The 17649-nt window shown below is 34.7% G+C and carries 17 protein-coding genes and 1 pseudogene; all 18 read left to right on the top strand.

Translation table 11 applies throughout. The features are described 5' to 3' along the window. The coding region (locus FC97_RS10700) for a PTS sugar transporter subunit IIC (protein WP_056968220.1) at positions 1 to 638 on the top strand (638 nt) is incomplete at its 5' end. Next, the gene (locus FC97_RS10695; RefSeq protein ID WP_054643577.1) at positions 635 to 1462 is read left to right on the top strand and encodes a PTS system mannose/fructose/sorbose family transporter subunit IID; all 828 of its coding nucleotides are present in this window, start codon (positions 635 to 637) and stop codon (positions 1460 to 1462) included. The genes FC97_RS10700 and FC97_RS10695, both read left to right, overlap by 4 nt. 45 nt (positions 1463 to 1507) lie before the next feature. Further along, a complete protein-coding gene (locus FC97_RS10690; RefSeq protein ID WP_054643595.1) occupies positions 1508 to 2170 on the top strand; it encodes an MgtC/SapB family protein in 663 nt (220 codons plus the stop codon). A gap of 525 nt (positions 2171 to 2695) precedes the next feature. Beyond that, a complete protein-coding gene (locus FC97_RS10685; protein ID WP_054643578.1) occupies positions 2696 to 3655 on the top strand; it encodes an ABC transporter substrate-binding protein in 960 nt (319 codons plus the stop codon). A 93-nt stretch (positions 3656 to 3748) separates the two neighbouring features. After that, positions 3749 to 4768, top strand: coding sequence for an acyltransferase (locus FC97_RS10680; RefSeq protein WP_054643579.1), 1020 nt, complete (start codon positions 3749 to 3751; stop codon positions 4766 to 4768). Positions 4769 to 4927: 159 nt separating this feature from the next. Further along, on the top strand, positions 4928 to 5167 hold the full coding sequence (locus tag FC97_RS10675) for a hypothetical protein (RefSeq protein ID WP_025085381.1): 240 nt from the start codon (positions 4928 to 4930) through the stop codon (positions 5165 to 5167). 120 nt (positions 5168 to 5287) lie between these two features. Next, complete coding sequence (locus tag FC97_RS13920; RefSeq protein ID WP_056968215.1) at positions 5288 to 7012, top strand: glucosaminidase domain-containing protein; 1725 nt, start codon at positions 5288 to 5290, stop codon at positions 7010 to 7012. A 148-nt stretch (positions 7013 to 7160) separates the two neighbouring features. Then, positions 7161 to 7910, top strand: coding sequence for a hypothetical protein (locus tag FC97_RS10665; RefSeq protein WP_143442715.1), 750 nt, complete (start codon positions 7161 to 7163; stop codon positions 7908 to 7910). Positions 7911 to 8071: 161 nt separating this feature from the next. Beyond that, complete coding sequence (locus tag FC97_RS10660; RefSeq protein ID WP_056968213.1) at positions 8072 to 8560, top strand: sigma-70 family RNA polymerase sigma factor; 489 nt, start codon at positions 8072 to 8074, stop codon at positions 8558 to 8560. Positions 8561 to 8664: 104 nt separating this feature from the next. Then, a complete protein-coding gene (locus tag FC97_RS10655) occupies positions 8665 to 9630 on the top strand; it encodes a peptidoglycan recognition protein family protein (RefSeq protein WP_054643584.1) in 966 nt (321 codons plus the stop codon). A 147-nt stretch (positions 9631 to 9777) separates the two neighbouring features. Beyond that, on the top strand, positions 9778 to 11205 hold the full coding sequence (locus tag FC97_RS10650) for a hypothetical protein (protein WP_054643585.1): 1428 nt from the start codon (positions 9778 to 9780) through the stop codon (positions 11203 to 11205). 15 nt (positions 11206 to 11220) lie between these two features. After that, positions 11221 to 12021 (top strand): YdcF family protein, encoded by an 801-nt coding sequence (locus FC97_RS10645; protein WP_054643586.1) that lies wholly within the window; start codon positions 11221 to 11223, stop codon positions 12019 to 12021. A gap of 10 nt (positions 12022 to 12031) precedes the next feature. Continuing rightward, positions 12032 to 13084, top strand: a complete 1053-nt coding sequence (locus FC97_RS10640; protein ID WP_056968211.1) for an AI-2E family transporter — start codon at positions 12032 to 12034, stop codon at positions 13082 to 13084. Between the two features lie 67 nt (positions 13085 to 13151). Then, positions 13152 to 14585, top strand: a complete 1434-nt coding sequence (locus tag FC97_RS10635; RefSeq protein ID WP_054643587.1) for a Rossmann-fold NAD(P)-binding domain-containing protein — start codon at positions 13152 to 13154, stop codon at positions 14583 to 14585. A 140-nt stretch (positions 14586 to 14725) separates the two neighbouring features. Next, a complete protein-coding gene (locus tag FC97_RS10630; protein WP_056953412.1) occupies positions 14726 to 15415 on the top strand; it encodes a 2,3-diphosphoglycerate-dependent phosphoglycerate mutase in 690 nt (229 codons plus the stop codon). Positions 15416 to 15628: 213 nt separating this feature from the next. After that, positions 15629 to 16186, top strand: a complete 558-nt coding sequence (locus tag FC97_RS10625; protein ID WP_054643588.1) for an ImmA/IrrE family metallo-endopeptidase — start codon at positions 15629 to 15631, stop codon at positions 16184 to 16186. Continuing rightward, positions 16187 to 17254 (top strand): FRG domain-containing protein, encoded by a 1068-nt coding sequence (locus tag FC97_RS10620; RefSeq protein WP_054643589.1) that lies wholly within the window; start codon positions 16187 to 16189, stop codon positions 17252 to 17254. Positions 17255 to 17450: 196 nt separating this feature from the next. Then, positions 17451 to 17649: pseudogene (locus tag FC97_RS13620) on the top strand (hypothetical protein); the annotation flags it as partial.

Here is a 17649-nt window from a genome sequence, read left to right as displayed (position 1 = left end):
CTTCTTGCTTAATTTACGTCATTAAATTCGTTCAAGTTATTTCTTGCAATCTGCCTAATGAAAAAGCTGCCTTGGCATTGGCTGTGCCTATTGGAGTTTTAGCTGCTTTTATTTCTATGTTTATGAAGAACGTTGTAATGAACTTATTCGCACCACTTGTTGATAAATATGCTAAGGATAACAATCCTCGTGCTATGGCAATCATGCATTATTCAATGTGGTTTATTAATTACTTTGTATTCTCACTAATTACATTTTTCAGTGTTCTTGAAGGGGCAAAACCAGTTCAACAGATGATCAATAGTATTCCTGATAATCTGATGGCCGGACTTTCAGCTACTGGGGGACTATTACCAGCTGTCGGATTTGCTATTTTGATGAGAATGCTTTGGAGTAAGAAGTTAGCTCCATACTTCTTCTTAGGATTTATTATGGTTGCTTACCTCAACTTACCATCCGTTGCTGTTGCAGCTTTAGGTATCATCCTAGTTCTAGTAATTAGTTTCAAAGACAAACAATTATTAGATATGGAAAACAAACAAAAAGAATTAGAGAAGAGACCAGTAGCCGCTGCCGGAGCTGGAGCTTCTAACAACGAAACAGCTGAGGAACAAGAAGAGGAGGACTTTTTCTCATGAAATTAAACGAAAACATTTCAAAAGAAGACCGTAAGATGTTAAATGGTATCTTCTGGCGTTCATTCACCGTCTTTGCCAGTCGTGCCGGTGCCACAAAAGCTCATGCTCCTGGTTTTATTTACTCAATCACACCTGCTTTGAATCGTTATTACAAAGACGATCCTGAGGGCAGACGTGAAGCCATGATGCGTCATACAACTTGGTACAACATTACTCAAAACGTTGGTACTTTCGTTATGGGATTAGTTGCTTCCATGGAAAAGAAGAACGCACAAGAAAAAGACTTCGATGCTGAATCAATCGTTGCCCTGAAAACTTCCTTGATGGGTCCATTATCAGGTATTGGTGATTCAATTTTCTGGGGTGTTATCCGTGTTATCGCCGCTGGTGTTGGTATTAGTTTAGCCGCACAGGGTTCAATCTTAGGACCAATTCTGTTCCTATTGATCTACAATATTCCTTCAATTTTAACGAGATATTATTTAACATATATGGGCTTCTCATTAGGTTCATCCTTCATTGAAAAAATTTATGCTAACGGAAGTATGAAGATTTTGAATAAGGCCGCAAGTACATTGGGCCTTCTAATGATTGGTAGTATGACCGCAAGTATGGTTAAGTTTGAAAGTAAGTTGTCTGTTCCTATTGCTGGAGGCAAGCCAATCTTGATTCAAACTTATTTAGATCAACTATTCAAAGGTTTGATTCCATTGAGTATTACGCTTCTTTGCTACTGGTTATTGAGCAAGAAAGTTAACGTTAACTGGATTCTATTAGGCGTCTTAGTTCTGGCTATTATCCTAGGACTACTTGGTGTTGTTTAGTTGACGACTCAATTGGATGCCATCACGGTAATTACGAGATTATTGATGGCAACAATTTTTTCCGGAGCCATTGGGATTGATCGAGCCTATAAGCACCGACCTGCCGGATTAAGGACGCACATCTTGGTTTGTTTAGGAGCTTGTATCATCGCAATGATTCAGAAGAACCTAGGTTTCAATGCATTAGCAGTTGCCCAACAATATCCTCAATATAAAGGGGTATTGCGAGTAGATGAAGCTAGACTGATAGCGCAAGTTGTTAGTGGAATTGGATTCCTCGGTGCAGGAACGATAATCGTTGAAAATCATTCAATCAGAGGATTGACCACAGCAGCTAGTCTTTGGGTCGTGGCCTGTATCGGAATCGCAATCGGCATGGGCAACTACATTATTGCAATAAGTGGATTTTTGGTGGTGTTTGGTGTGGTAGCATTTTTGAAAAATATTATTCGGATCAGTCCGGTACGAAAACTAAAAGTTGAATATAAGCAGAAAGTAGAAACTAAGGAATTCATTGACGGTTATTTTAAGGAAAATAAAATTTCCGTTGAAGACGTAAAATTCCGTGTTTCCAAATTGAATAACAACAATAGTATTTATACCAACATTTACTCGATTGATTTTGGCAAAAATGTTGATTACGTGGATATCGTTGAGAATCTATCAATGAATGAAAATATTGTTAAGGTGGAGACTATTAACGTGTAATGGGTTTGTGAAGTATGTCGTCTTCCACAAAAATTGGGAATGCTGTTGGAACGCTATGGGCACGATTTGAAACTAATTATTTTACACTTCGTGCAAAATAATGGATTTCCAAAGTCGGCCTCATTGTAACCGGCAAAGCCGGTAACAATGATCTCATAGCTGAACGCATTCCCAATTTTTGTTCCAGACTGAATCTCACTTTGATTGTTTAGCTTGAGATGAATAAATTAGTCTATTATTTTTCATCTTAAAAATTAATTTTAATTCGAAAGAAACGTCCGTATAGCCAATTTATATTGGTTAATACGGACGTTTTTTAGTGTTGATAATTTTGAGGTAGAAAAAACATAAAATAAGAAAAGTGAAACTAGTCGGTAGCAAAATCTTTGTGGACGACGGCATCCAGCACCAACCAAAATAGAGAATTAAATTATAAAGATTTGTTCAATAAGCACAGTTATAGTAGAAAAAACAACTCCCTTTACGTTATGATGAAACTTGAATAATGAAAAGGGAGTTTTTACATTGAAGAGCTTAAAAAAAATAAGTATCTTTTTAGTAGCTTGTCTTTTAGTGCTTAGTTCATTCTCATTTGTCGGGATAAAGAACGTTCAAGCTGCTGATACAGATCAAGCACAATACACGATTGGAACAACTAAAAATATTCCTTCCGCTGTTGCCCAAATGGGTAAGGATTTAAATGCCTATACGAACAATAATTTGAATGTTGATTTGAAGGCATATGATTCTACTAAAGAATTGAATAGTGCTATTGCCGATGGAACGGTTAATGCAGCTGTGACTGATTTAGTAAATTATGCAGCTATTTCTAAGAAACATTCAAATTGGAAGATTGCTGGTACTATGCCTGGTTATAACGGTTTAGTTGCTAACAAGAAGTATAAGAGTGTTAAGAAATTAAAGGGTAAGACTATTGCAGTTGATAAAACTGATTACTCAATGTTTTATCTAAAGAAAGCTTTGAAAAAGAGTAGATTAAAGTTATCTAGCGTTAAATTAAAGCAAGTTGATTCTGAAGCAGAACGTGTCAGTGAGTTGAAGAGTGGCGCTGTTGATGCTGCTGTCTTACAAGATCCATCGATGACTGAAGCTAAAGTTAACGGTGCTAAGGTTCTAAATAAAGACAAGATTAGTGCCGATAACGGTAATGTTTTGATTGTTAATAGCGATTATGCTAAGAAGAATATTTCTAATACTAATATCCTATGTAATGTTATGAAGCAAGAAGTTAAGAAAATCAATAAGAGCGGCATGTACATCATGCTTAACAAGACATTTTCTAGCTATGGAGCTAGCGATAAGGCTGTTGCTAAGTTAAACAATTTAGATATTAAATTTAAGACAATGCATAAAGTTAAAAAGTCTGATTTTAAGAAAGCCGTCAAGTATGCTAAGCAACAAAAGTTATACAGAGGTAAAATCAACTATAAGAAAGCTAATATAAAGCTTAGACAAGTGAAGTAATCAAAAAAAGTTCATCGTTGGATGAACTTTTTTTCTTGCCCAGATAATAATGGTAGAATGTTCTTATTATTTAATTGATTTGAGGGAAATATCTTGAAGAACAAAAGACTAATCTATGTCGATACGATTAGAGTTTTTGCGATGTTATTGGTGGTTCTGGCACATTCTTGTGCTGATGATTTGGCCAACTATCAACCAACGTTAAAATGGGGTGTCGTAAATTCCATCGTTATAGTGACAGAAATCGCAGTGCCACTCTTTTTCATGATCAGTGGTGCCATGGTTTTAAATAGTAAAAGGACTTATGATTTAAAGTACTTATTCAAGCATCGACTAGTTAGAGTTGTCGTACCATTCTTACTTTGGTCAGTTGTGTCAGCCTATTTGGCTCGTGCCATGTCAGGTCCAGTTGATATGAAGGATTTCAGCAATACGTTGTTGATGATGTATCATAAACCGGTTTTGGTAGCATATTGGTTCATGTATCCATTAATTGCTTTGTATCTATTGTCACCATTTTTGAAGGCCATTGCTGATAAAATTGACGATAAGATGTTGATGTATTTGTTGATTCTTTGGGTCATTATTGATATTGCATTGCCAACGTTAACAACTACTACACCTAAGAATATTGGAGTTTATTTCAATTCCTTTGATTTAGGTCGAGTTGTTGTTTCCAAAGATATTGGATACTTCTTCATTGGTTATCGAATTTCTAAGATTGACAAACATTCGTTAAAACTCAATATGAATATCCTGATAGCGGCCGTGTTAATGGCAATCAATATTCTAATCAGTTTTATCAGTTTGAAACCAAGCCTGCAATTCTTGAATGCCATTGCTAACATCAATACGCCGATTATTGCGGCATTGGTTTTCATGCTCTTCAAACGCTTTGAAACAAGTTATGGTAAAGGATTTGCACGAGTGATTGAATTGATAGCGCCGTTGACCTATGGAGTTTATCTAGTTCACGGATTATCAATACAGTTTGTGATGAAATATTATGTGAATGCTAACTTCCTATACGTATTCGTTTTAGCAACTGTCTTGTCATTATTAGTAATCTTAATTTTAAGCAAGATACCTGTTATAAAGAGGTTGTTCACTTAGAAAAATTAAAATAGCATCTATTCAGAATTTTAATTCCTGTAATAATTGAGGAAAATGAAGAATCTGAATAGGTGCCATTATTTTTACTCGGCATTACAGGTCATTTTTTATTCATTAATGTATAATGTAACTAATATTAACTTTAAAGGTGGTATTGCAATGCTTGAAAAAGTACAAGGAATCGTTAAAGTAACTCAAGACGATCGCTACGTTGTTTTCTTATTTGATAATTATGAAGTTAACCGTAAAATGCTTCAAGACAAATACGTTAAAGGTCAAACTGCTTGGTATACTGATGCCAAGGGTACAGGTGAAGACGGAAAAGAATTTTATCGTATCGCTGAAGATGGCGAATGGATCGAAGCTGAGTACGTTGAATTCATTCCTACCGAAGATTAGCAATTTAAAATCATTAAAAAAGTTTAAAAATATCCAAATTTCTTAAGGTTTTATTGTCGAATTCCAAATTAAATAGTAGTCTAAGCATTAGATATACAAGAATTTGGGAGGAGATAAACTATGAATAAAAAATGGGTTGCCTCGACGGCATTAGCAAGTTTTTTAGCCGCTGTGGGTATTTCTTCTAATACTTCTCCAGTTAAGGCTGCTGTTTCTGATGATGAGGGTAATCAAACCGATGATCAAGATCAAAATACATCCGAAACTAAGGACACTACTGTTGCTAGTGTGATGGACAAGAGCGGTGCACCAATTAATGAAGATGCAGCTGACGCTATTGAAGCTAATCAAAAATCGGGCAGAAGTAGTGTTTTGCCTGCTAATGCAGTTGCTGCATTGACACAAGCTGGAACAACTAGGGGAGCTTCGACTGCTCAACAACAGGCCTATTTAGCCAAGGTTGCCCCACAGGCACAACAAGTTGCTTCAAAATATAATTTGTATGCTTCAGTAATGATGGCACAATCTATTTTGGAAAGTAGTTGGGGTACTTCAGTATTATCATCGCAGTATAATAATTACTTTGGTATTAAAGGAGACTATCAAGGTTCGTATGTCTCCTTACCGACCCAAGAGTGGAGTGCCGATAAGGGTTACTACACTATTTATGCTAACTTTAGAAAGTATCCTAGTGTTTACGCATCTTTTGCCGATAATGGTGATAAATTACGTAATGGTATTCAAGGAAACAGTGCTTTTTATAAAGGAACATGGAGAGAGAATACCTCTTCTTATAAAGATGCTACAGCTTGGTTGCAAGGACGTTATGCCACTTCACCAACCTATGCGGCTGTATTAAATAATATAATTGAGAGCTCTAATTTGACACAATATGATGGAAAAGCCAGTACAAATGGTACTGGTAATGAAAATGCAATTGAAGGTACACAAACAAAATTAAACGATGTTGTAACAATAACTAATAAAAATTCAGCACATGTTTATATAAACGCTGACAAAATAGCTGCTAACCGTACTTTAGCTAACGGAACTAGATGGAAAGTTACATCTAAGGTCGTTAAATCTGATGGTACGACTTATTATCAAGTCTCGACAAACGAATACGTGAAGGCTTCAGATGTTCAATTGGAATCTGAAAAGACTAATCCACCGGTTAATATTGCTGATACAGCAATTATTATTAATAAGAGTGGTTCCGTAGTTTATCGCTTGCCTAATTTAAGTACGGCCACAAACCGAGTTTTACCATATCAATCTTCTTGGATTACAACTAAGTATGTGTTGGATAATTCTGGTAATAAATTCTACTTTGTAGGTAACGATTGTTATATCAAAGCAACTGATGTTTCCTTGAAATCAACACAATCACATGGTGACTATACTAAGGATAAAGTAGTATCTTATCCTGATATCGTTAATATCACTGCTAACCCAGGAGCTAAAGTTTATGATGATAAACATAATCTTTTAGCAGTTAGTCTTTCAAACAGAACTGATTGGAAGATTGATCAGAAATCTACTCATTCAGATGGTTCCATTTGGTATCGTGTTGCTACTAATCAATGGGTCAGTGCTAATGATGTTCAAGTTAAAGGATCTAACTATGTAACAAGTGTTAGTGGTATGGCTAAGATTAACTATATCCCTGGATATGGTGTCAATGTCTATAACAGTCCTGCTGCCAATAATAAATTTACGGGAACTCGTCTGGCCGATGGTACAACTTGGCGTGTAACCTCAAAACAAATCGTTGATGGACAAACTTGGTATAAAGTAAATGCCGGTTGGGTTAACGGAAAATACTGTATTTTCAATGCAGACTAGGAAGTTCTTAGGGACTTCTTTTTTTGTACAAATTACGTAAATCTTTTTTGAAAAAATTATATATTTTGGTATCTTCAGAACATACATTCTTGTTATATTGTTGACATGCTCACGAGAAGTGAGTAAATAAATAATTTAGGAAAAATAAATGATGATATCAAATTTTAAATCCATCAAGAACGTAATATCTAAAAGAATCTTTAGTTCTCTCAGTGTTTGTAAAAACTTTAAAGTTGATTATAAAATTGAAGCCTTGCTAGATATTTCAGATATCACTAATTTGGGAAATACGATTGTTGTTCACGCCGAACAGGGAACTTTTATAGACCAAAGAACAACTAGGCAAATTATGAATGAGATGCATTTGATTAATGGGATAGGATTTGCCATGGCAAAGTTTTTAGCTGATTTGTATGGGATGACCCACTATACGCCGTTTATTCATGAAGATATTGCCTATATGCCAATGACTGGGGCCAGTCGAAGAAACGCTGATTGGATTGCTGTTCACTTCTTAGAATGTTATGAACAAATTGAAAAGGAAGCTTACTTTGTCACTGAGAGCGGTCATAAGATTCAATTAGATTTTCCAAGAGGAGATTTGGAAAAAAGATTGCATGATATTTATTTTTTAATGAAATGCTCGTTAAATGTGTTTGAAATGATGGTTAATGTTGGTAGTTGTCATTTAAAGTATAAGTGTAATAAATTGTTTTCCACGTATGACAGATGTCGTTGTGATTTGCATTCAAAAATTTGCTTATTGAACAGTTTGCCGACACTTTATTGGCATCTGATTGAATTTATTTTGATGAATCAGGGTATCGAAGGATTAGGAAAAATTGAAACGAAGAAGTACTATCATCAAAATTTAACCAGAATAAAAAAATTATATTAATCGCCAAAACTAAAAAAGAATGCCGTTTATGAGCATTCTTTTTTGATTGATCCAATTAAAGTCAGATTTTCAGAACGTATTGGCAACTAATTTTTCTAGTTCGAATTAGTTATTCTAGTTTTACCACAAGCGCTTGTGAGTAAAACTGGGAGATACTCACAATGAATCTAGAGTTAGGATTTGAACAAGCATTAGAGAATCAACAATTAATTCATGGAGCTTTGAAGCGAGTTCATATTTATGTGACTCGCTGTGATTATGAAGATTATTTTCAAGAAGCAGTAATTATTTATGCACAAGCTTATTTAAAATATCGCCAAAGAGATCAAGACCTTACTAAGTTCAAACCGTATGTGTTTCAAAAATTGGTTTGGCGGTTAACCGATATGTTGCGTCAGGAAAAGCAGTATTTTGATTTTCATAGTTTAGAGGAATTTGATTTTCAGAGAGTACCAGAGGCAGAAATTGCTCGGATTGATTTTGTCGATTGGCAAAAATTATCTGAATTGGAAAAAGAAATATTGCAGGAACATTTCATGAATGGGATTTCACTAACAATAATTGCTCAACATCATCAACAGACGACTCGTAACCTCAGATACCAACGAGATAGGCTTTTGACTAAATTACGGGCAATGAATCAAAAGTAAATTTTACTATCTGTTTACATATTTGTTACTTTTCTCAAAAATGCTTTGAAAATTGTTATAATTTATGGGTTAAGGAAATTAACATTGGGAAGGAAATATATATTATGGTCTCGAAGAAATTTATTACAAGTTTGGCTACTTCAGCTGCACTTGCAAGTGTCGGTTTTGCAACTGTTGGACAAGTGGTTCCACAACTAGGTTCACAAGTTCAAACAACACAAGCTGCAACTTCAGCAATCAACGATTACATTAATAATAACAACATTAAACCAGTTTCAATTCAATATCGTGCAGGTACATTTAACAGATGGTTTGGGTATGAAAATGGTGTTGGTAAACCAGAAGGGGTCGTTATTCACGAAACTGCTACACCGGGTGCTAGTGCGGAGAATGAAGTTACGTTTTTTAACCGTTCTTGGGAAACCACTCAGACATACGTTCATGCTTTTGTCGATGATAAGGAAATTTTAAATATTCATAGTGCCGATTATGGTGTTTGGGGAGCAGGTCAAACTGCTAATAACAAATACATTCAAGTTGAATTATGTCGTGTAAGTACAACTGATCAATTTGCTAGATCCGTTGCTAACCAAGCTTACTACACAGCCTTTAGATTAGTTCAATATGGATTACCATTTACACCTGGTAAGACAGTTCTTTCACATAACGATGTTTCAAGGATCTACAAGGAAACAAACCATACTGATCCAGTTGGCTACTTTGCTCAATGGGGTTACAGCATGGATCAATTCTATGACTTAGTTGGTAAGTACTACAACCAATTGAAGAATAACAGCACTAATAATGGTGGAAATGCCAATACTAATAATGGTAATCAAGCAAGTAACATTGGTGTTATTAGAGTTAAAGATGGTTCAAATGAATACATTTCTCTATACTCATTGAATAATGATACTATGTCTAGAATTACAAATCGTGCTTTAGGTACTGGTACTGATTGGCAAATGGATCAAACTAAAGTAGTTAACGGTACAAAGTATTATCGTGTTGCCACTAACGAATGGGTTCCTGAAAGTTCAGTTGGACAAATCATCAAGCCTTTAGCATAATTTCAATATAAAATGAAATATTCTTTGATAAGAAATTATTACAAAAGACCCGCTGAAAAGCAGGTCTTTTTTTGCTATGATTATTTCATAATAGGGTTAAGTCTGGAAGTTGTATAATTGTCTTCAGAAAGGCATTGAGTGAACAATATGGTTAAAAAATTCTTAGCGGTTCTTGGAATTCTTTGTTTATTCCTGACAATCTTGGGATGCAAGCCAAAGGAAACTGATGAGGTGGTTTCCAGTAATAAAACTTGGTATTTGTATCAGGATCAGGGAGAAAACGATACTGTTTCAATTAAATTTTTAAAGAACCAACGGGCAGAAATTAAAGATGTTTCTACTATTAATGGTAAAGTCGGGATCAACAGATTTGATAATCAATTTAACAATCCAAAATATGTTTTAAATCGTGATGGTAGAACAATTACTTTTAAAACAGCTAAAAAAGATTTAATTTTAAAAATTGAAAAAACTTATCACGAGAATGTTTATGGTAAGCATATGAAGGGCTATTCGGTGTCTTCCGGTGGTAATACGTATAAATTTGCCTATATTACTAAGGTAGACAAACCGTCTACTAACGCTAATAATACGAAAAAAGATTTGTCCCAAAGTATTTCTTCTAAGCAAATGCCGGATCATATCGTCGATGTTAATAGTAATTCTAAAACGTTGACGGCGAATAATGCGATGGTTGGTAATTATAATTTCAAAACAATTATTGATTATCGTCGGACTGATGGGAATCTGACAATCAATCAGAATGGAACCTATCAGTTAACTTTGACGGAACATTCGGCTCAGAAATTAAACGATGATACCGATAGCAAGGTCGTCATGGAAACGTTAATCGAAAATGGGCAGGTACAGAGTTTATATGGTAAGTACTATTTAACTCCAAAGAATCTATTGACGATTAACTACTATTATCATGGACAGAACACTGATCGACTTTTGCCTAAGAGTGTTAATTTGAAAGTTAATTCGAAGGCCACGGGAAATCAAATCAAGCGAGCTAACATTAGAATTGAAACGGATTCTAATCAGTTGTACTTGTATTCGGGTGATTACACGGTGCGTGTTCAGGATGGTCAGAGCAACAAGAATGGTAATTTATTGACCAAATCTGATACGGCTCAAACTGATTTGAAAGCAGCTATTACACAGATTCAGGATTACTACGATAAGTATAAAGAAAATCCTTTATCATCGAATGCCGATTTAATGCAATTGGCAGGGGCCATTTCGGATAATAATGATAAAAAGATTGGCAATTTAGGGGTTAATTTTGGTGGTCAATACGGTACTAATTTACAACCGACTGACTATCAGGGAATTAGTGTTAATGGTAGTAAACAACCATTGATGCAATATATGTTTTTAGTATCACCTTCAGCTTATTCACAGAATGGACCAGCTGTTACAACTACTAAGGGTAAGTTTTTAGTTTATGGTTCATTAGACAATCGATTATTTCTTTTGAAACAACCAGATAAGGATTCAACAACAGTAACTTGGACTTTAGTTAAGGACTTTCCATTGAAGGTTCCAAAATTAAAATTCAGTTTAGATTAAGCCATGGAGGGGAATATGACTTATTTATTAATGCTTGCCGTGTCGGCGATTGAGGTAATGATTATTTATAAGATAAGATATGTCTATAGTCGTTTACCAATTTTTGCCATAATAGTATCAATTGTTACTATAACGGCGTTATATTCAATTTCGATTTTGTCAGTGGATAAATATTTGCGAGCTTATACATTTAATTTTGCAACGGTGGATTTGGTCTTGTTAGTGATTATGTTAGTTTATATGTATCAAATGAAACGTGATTTGCGAGACTTACCAGTTGCTAAGCAACCGGATTTTTTGGTCGTTTTAGGTAATAAATGTATGGGATCACGAGTACCGCCAATTTTAAGTGAACGCTTGGAAAAAGCAATTCAGTTGTATAATAATTTTGAACGTAAGCCCCAAATTATTGTCAGTGGATCTAAGAGTTCAGAATCTTCATATGAGACCGAAGCAGAGATGATGCGTAAGTATTTAATAGACCACAATATTCCAGAATCAGCTATTATTAAGGAAGATGAGTCAATCAATACGGTACAGAATCTAGAGTATTCAGCGATTGAGATCCATCAAACTTGGCAGAAAAAAACACGACCAAGGGTTATTATAGTAACAAGTGATTATCATATCCCCAGAACTAAATGGCATGCCAAAAGATTAGGCTTAGAGGTTCAATTTGCAGCAGCTTGTACCGTTAGAATGTTGAAATGGCCGGCAATGTTTCGTGAGTTTACGGCAATCGTTTGGTATCACCGCTATTCATTGTTGACGTTATTGGGAATGGATTTGGTATTTTCACTAAGTATGTGTATGTGAGGAGTTTTATATGAGTTTGTACGATAAGTTCGTTGATAACAAACGATTGAGAAGATTCACACTATTAGCTTTAGTTATATTGCTGATCTATCTTTTTAGAGGGATGATGAGTCTATTTCTATTAACCTTTACTTTTACCTTCTTGTCAGTTCAATTAGTTCGAGCTATTCAAAGAAAGTTTCCCAGAGTCAAACCGATTTGGGTGATAGCACCAGTTTATTTGATAATTATTGCATTATTGGTTTTTGTCATTGCTAACTATGTGCCGCAGTTGATTACACAAACGGCTAAAATGTTTTCATCATTACAGAAGTTTTATGAAAGTAAGGAAGTTCGTTCGAATCCTTATTTGAATGTTATTTATAATTATTTGCAACAAATTAATTTGGATAATCAAATTAAGGGAGCCATCACGCAAGTTGTAAACTATATTAGCAGCGTTGGTGCAGTTGGCTTCAATATTGTCGTCTCATTCTTATTGAGTTTCTTCTATGCTAGTCAGGTAGAACAAATGAACTCTTTCGGAAGACAATTTTTGGACAGTAATTACGGTTGGGTATTCTCTGACTTGAAGTATTTTGGACAAAAATTTGTCAATACTTTTGGTGTTGTTCTTGAAGCCCAATTAATGATTGCTGTTGTCAATACAGCTTTGACGACGATTACACTGTTGTTCATGCAAATGCCAGGGATTATTGCCTTAGCTGTGATGGTCTTCATTTTGTCACTGATTCCAGTGGCTGGAGTTATTATTTCAATGATTCCATTGAGTTTTATTGCCTACACAGTTGGTGGTATCAGATACGTTATCTATATTATTATTATGATTGTTATTATTCATATGATTGAAACGTATTTCTTGAATCCACAATTCATGTCCAGCATGACTCACCTACCAATTTTCTTTACGTTCGTTGTATTGATTGTTTCAGAGGAGTTACTTGGTACATGGGGATTGATTATTGGTATACCGATATTTGTTTTCTTCTTAGATATTTTAGGTGTCCATTCGATTAGTAAGAACTCCAAAAAGAAGAGAATAAAATTAAAGAAAACGTTATAATTAACTTTAAAGAAAACTTGTCATATATAATGAAGATAACTAACTGACGTAGATAGGAGATTAAGTTATGTCATTTTTTGATAGAAAAAAGAAAGACAACGATGATAATTATTCTGATCCGAATAATTCTTCTTATCAGACACCTCAACAACCAGGCCAAAATAATTTTGATCCTAGTCAAGGCCAATTCAATAATGACCCTAATATGGGGATGGGGACTCAATTTACACCTAACAATCAAGACTTTAATACTGGCAACAATAATTACTACTTTGGGCCACAAGAACCTCAACCTCAAGCACAGGCACCTGTTCAAGGACAACCTGACAATGAGGATTGGGAATACACTGAACAAAGTTTACAGAATACTTTGGATCAAAGTGCTGACCTTAAGTCACAATTACGTAGTCAATTATTAGCTGATCGCAGTTACTGTAACCATCTTTTAAGAACGGTTGGCAGTGATCAGATTGATGAAAGAAGACAGGCAACTGACCGTATCAATGACATCAATGATTCATTGAAAGAATGGTTTGGAACTGATGAAATGGCTAATGAAATCTATTTAGATCCTAATACGAGTTACTTCGTCTTTACCGATGATTTGGCTGCTAATCCAGATAGTGATACCACATCAATGTGGCAACAGATGACAATGACTTTAGCTGATCGGGGATTATTGGCTAATGCTATCTCGGTTACTTACAACGACCAAATCGACGCAACCTGGATGAATTATCAAAATGCTGGTTTCGTTGACGGAAATGCTTATTTGTTGAATATGTACAATGAGTTGCAGGGCCGTAACTTGAATGTACCTGTCACGCCCGCTGAAATACCATTTGATGCCGATTATCGTGTTCAACATGTAACTGATAAAGTTGATAAAATTTTGGACGCTAACGATAAATTAGTTATGGAAGTTTCTCGTGACTCCAATCATCAATTACAAATTATTCGTCACTACAAAGATGACCAAGTATTGAGTCGTGATATTTTTGACGTTAACGGAGTTATCTCTGCTACACAATTTTATGATCATCGTAATGCCAATAAAGTAGTTCGTGAGAACTTCTATCGTCAAGATGGAACACTTGTCTTGATCAAGAGTTATACGGGTGACGAACCTTATATTCAACTCTTTAGCGAAGGCAACGTCTTGATGAGTACATTTGACAGTGATGAAGATTTAATTGTCTGGTGGCTTAAGAATCAAGCTTTGAAGCAAAATACATCAACTGTCTTCGTTTCAATTGGTTCAGACTTCTATAAGAAACTCTTGTCACTACGTGATAGTGGAATTGAAGTTATTCCAATCGTAATGAAACAAAGTGAAAATGCTGATAGAATTTCCAGTTTGATTGATGGTACAGATAAGGTTTCTGCAGTGATTGCTGGAACTGATCAAGTAAATACTTATTTGAATAAGAATGCCAAGAACAAGATGGATATCACAACTTTAAAAGAAATCGAAACACCAATTTATAAAGAACAAAAATAAATTTTCATTAAAAATATTTTTTCATGAGAATGATGCCAAAAATTAGTCTTTTAGGCTAAATTAAGTGTCACTCTCTTTTTTTTATCATCAATATCGTGTAAAATGTAGATTGTTAAAGAAATGAAAAGAGGATCATATAAATGGCAAAATTAGTTTTCATTCGTCACGGACAAAGTGAATGGAATTTATCAAACCAATTTACTGGTTGGGTTGATGTTGACTTAAGTGAAGAAGGTGTAAAGCAAGCTCAAAACGCTGGTAAACTTCTTAAAGAATCTGGCATCCAATTTGACCAAGCTTATACATCAGTATTGACACGTGCTATCAAGACATTGCACTACGCTCTTGAAGGCTGTGACCAATTATGGATTCCTGAAACAAAGACATGGAGACTTAACGAACGTCACTACGGTGCACTTCAAGGTCTTAACAAAGCTGAAACAGCTGAAAAATACGGTGATGAACAAGTTCATATCTGGAGACGTTCATACGATACATTACCTCCACTATTGAAAGCTACTGACGAAGGTTCAGCAGCTAACGATCGTCGTTACGCAAACTTGGACCCAAGAATTGTTCCAGGTGGTGAAAACCTTAAAGTTACTTTGGAACGTGTAATTCCATTCTGGGAAGATGAAATTGCTCCTAAGCTATTAGACGGCAAGAACGTAATCATCGCTGCCCATGGTAACTCACTACGTGCTTTGACTAAGTACATCGAAAACATCAGTGATGCTGACATCATGGATGTTGAAATGACAACTGGTGAACCAGTTGTTTACGACTTGGATGACAAGTTGAACGTTGTAAGTAAGAAGAAGCTTAACTAATTTTTGATTAGTTGAAAAAATGCGACTGTACACTTTTCGTGTAGGGTCGTATTTTTTTGAATAATAAGTAAGAATTTAGTTGGTTGAATGGTAGAAAAGTAATAAATACTGCAGTGAATATTTTCTCATGATAGAATATCAGTGTTAATTACAGATTACGTAATTTTAATTAAGGGTGTCATTATTAAATGATTTCCTGGATAGGAGGCAACTATGCGACTAAATGAAATATTTTCAGATGATTTTATTGCAAAACTGAATGGATTAAATGATGGAGCAAATTTGAATCCAGAAGAATCGGTAGATGGATTTATTGACGTTGAAAAAATTCTAAAAGAATTAAAATTCAAAATAAGATTTGAAGATAGTATGAGCGGCAGTGGTCGAATTGATGGGAAATCTATATATATAGATGAATCAGAAGGAAAGCCTCGTCAAAGGTTCTCTATGGCGCATGAATTGGGACATGCTATGCAAAATAATCGATCTGCAAATAGAAAAGATGATTCAGATGATTATGATGCTGAAGAAAGAAAAAATGAGGTGTTCGCAAATACTTTTGCAGCGCAATTCTTGATGCCAAAAAAATTGGTGACATTGGCAGTTAAGGACGTTATTTCTAAAAATAAAATGGATGCGAATTGCTTGAGCGATGGTGAAATAGATTTAATTATTAATGAATCTGCTGAAAAATTGCAAGTTTCTAGAGGGGCTATGAAGTATCGCATTAAGAACTTGAAAATCTTTATACCGGCTAAGGGTAATAATTAGATGACAGAACTTAATTATCAAGCTAAAAAGAAATTATATGATTCTAAAAATTTGTTTGATACTATGTATGTTGATTTCAATTTAACGGATACAGTGTATGACGAATTTCCTATTTATCTTTTAGATAAAATCGAAGTAGATGCTGAAACTCATGAAAATGTTTTGCTTGAGTCTTTTCAGAGCAAATTACAAAGAAGATTAAATAAGTTACATGTAGAAGAATCGTATACTGAAGAACATTCATCTTGGTCGGCTTTTTATGCATTGAAAGAGGTAATCGACCAAGTCTCCGCAATAGTGCCAAATGAGTACACTCCATATTATCGTGGACAGGCAGGAAATTGGGAAATCCAACCTACGATTTTTAGAAGTGGTGTAAGTGGATATTCCGATGAATTTAGAGAGAACTATGAGCATATTTATAAAGACATTGCTCAAAAGTATCCCGAAGATGTTGCCTATTTTTTACCTGATGATAAGGAACATTTAGACGATAGAGCCGCAAATTTAGCTGAATTACAGCACTATGGATTGGGTACCCCACTGGTTGACATTAGTGAAAATCCCTTTGTATCATTATTGTTTATGGTAGATGGATACAAAGGGCAAGGAAACGAACCACAGTTAGATATCTTTTTTGTGAAAAATGATGGGAACAACACCTTATTTCAACAAGTAATGAAAAAAGTTCAGAATCGAAGAATTGCAGCTCAAAAAGGAGCGTTTCTTAACTTTGATAAGTGGGATGTAAATACTGACCACAATAATAAGATACCTAGAATATGTTTGAGATTAAAATATAAGGCACATAATCTTAATAATAATGAGGATGATGATTTGCCTGATGGACAGGATCCTTTTGATTCTCAGATTCAAAACCACAATAAGAACAAGGCTTTGGAAACTGCTGTCAATGACATAAAAGAAAAATTAGAATCTTATCATTATAGAACGGAAGATCTATTTCCTGACTTTTACATGTATTTGGGAATAGTTAAGCATAGGTATTCAGGAACTAAAGATTTTTCAAAGAATTCAAGATGGTATCAACTGAATGATGATAAGTAGTTATTTTATATTCATCCAAGACTCACAAAATAACAGTTTGTGAGTCTTTTTATTTTGCCATAAAATGTCATTTCTATTGTGTCAGGGCATGTCTCAGAAAGTATTTTAATAGTGTGGCGCTTATTTTAAGTGATACAGATAATTTGATAACTTTATATATATAAAATATGTATCATGAAAGGGAGAAATGGTAAATATGAATTATGACCTACTTCATCCATCATATAAAGCAATCTGGGATCTGTTAGGTGAGACTGCTACGATGAAATTTTATTATGAATTTCGAGGAATACAACAACAGTATCCAATGAAAATGTATGATAGCGTCAAACTGGGAGAATATTTACATGAGAAGAAGGATATCAAAAGTAAGGAGCAAATTAGGGAACTTTCTA

It is taken from the genome of Companilactobacillus kimchii DSM 13961 = JCM 10707, assembly GCF_001435445.1.
GTDB classification, from domain to species: Bacteria; Bacillota; Bacilli; order Lactobacillales; family Lactobacillaceae; genus Companilactobacillus; species Companilactobacillus kimchii.
This window is presented reverse-complemented; position numbering and strand designations above follow the sequence as displayed.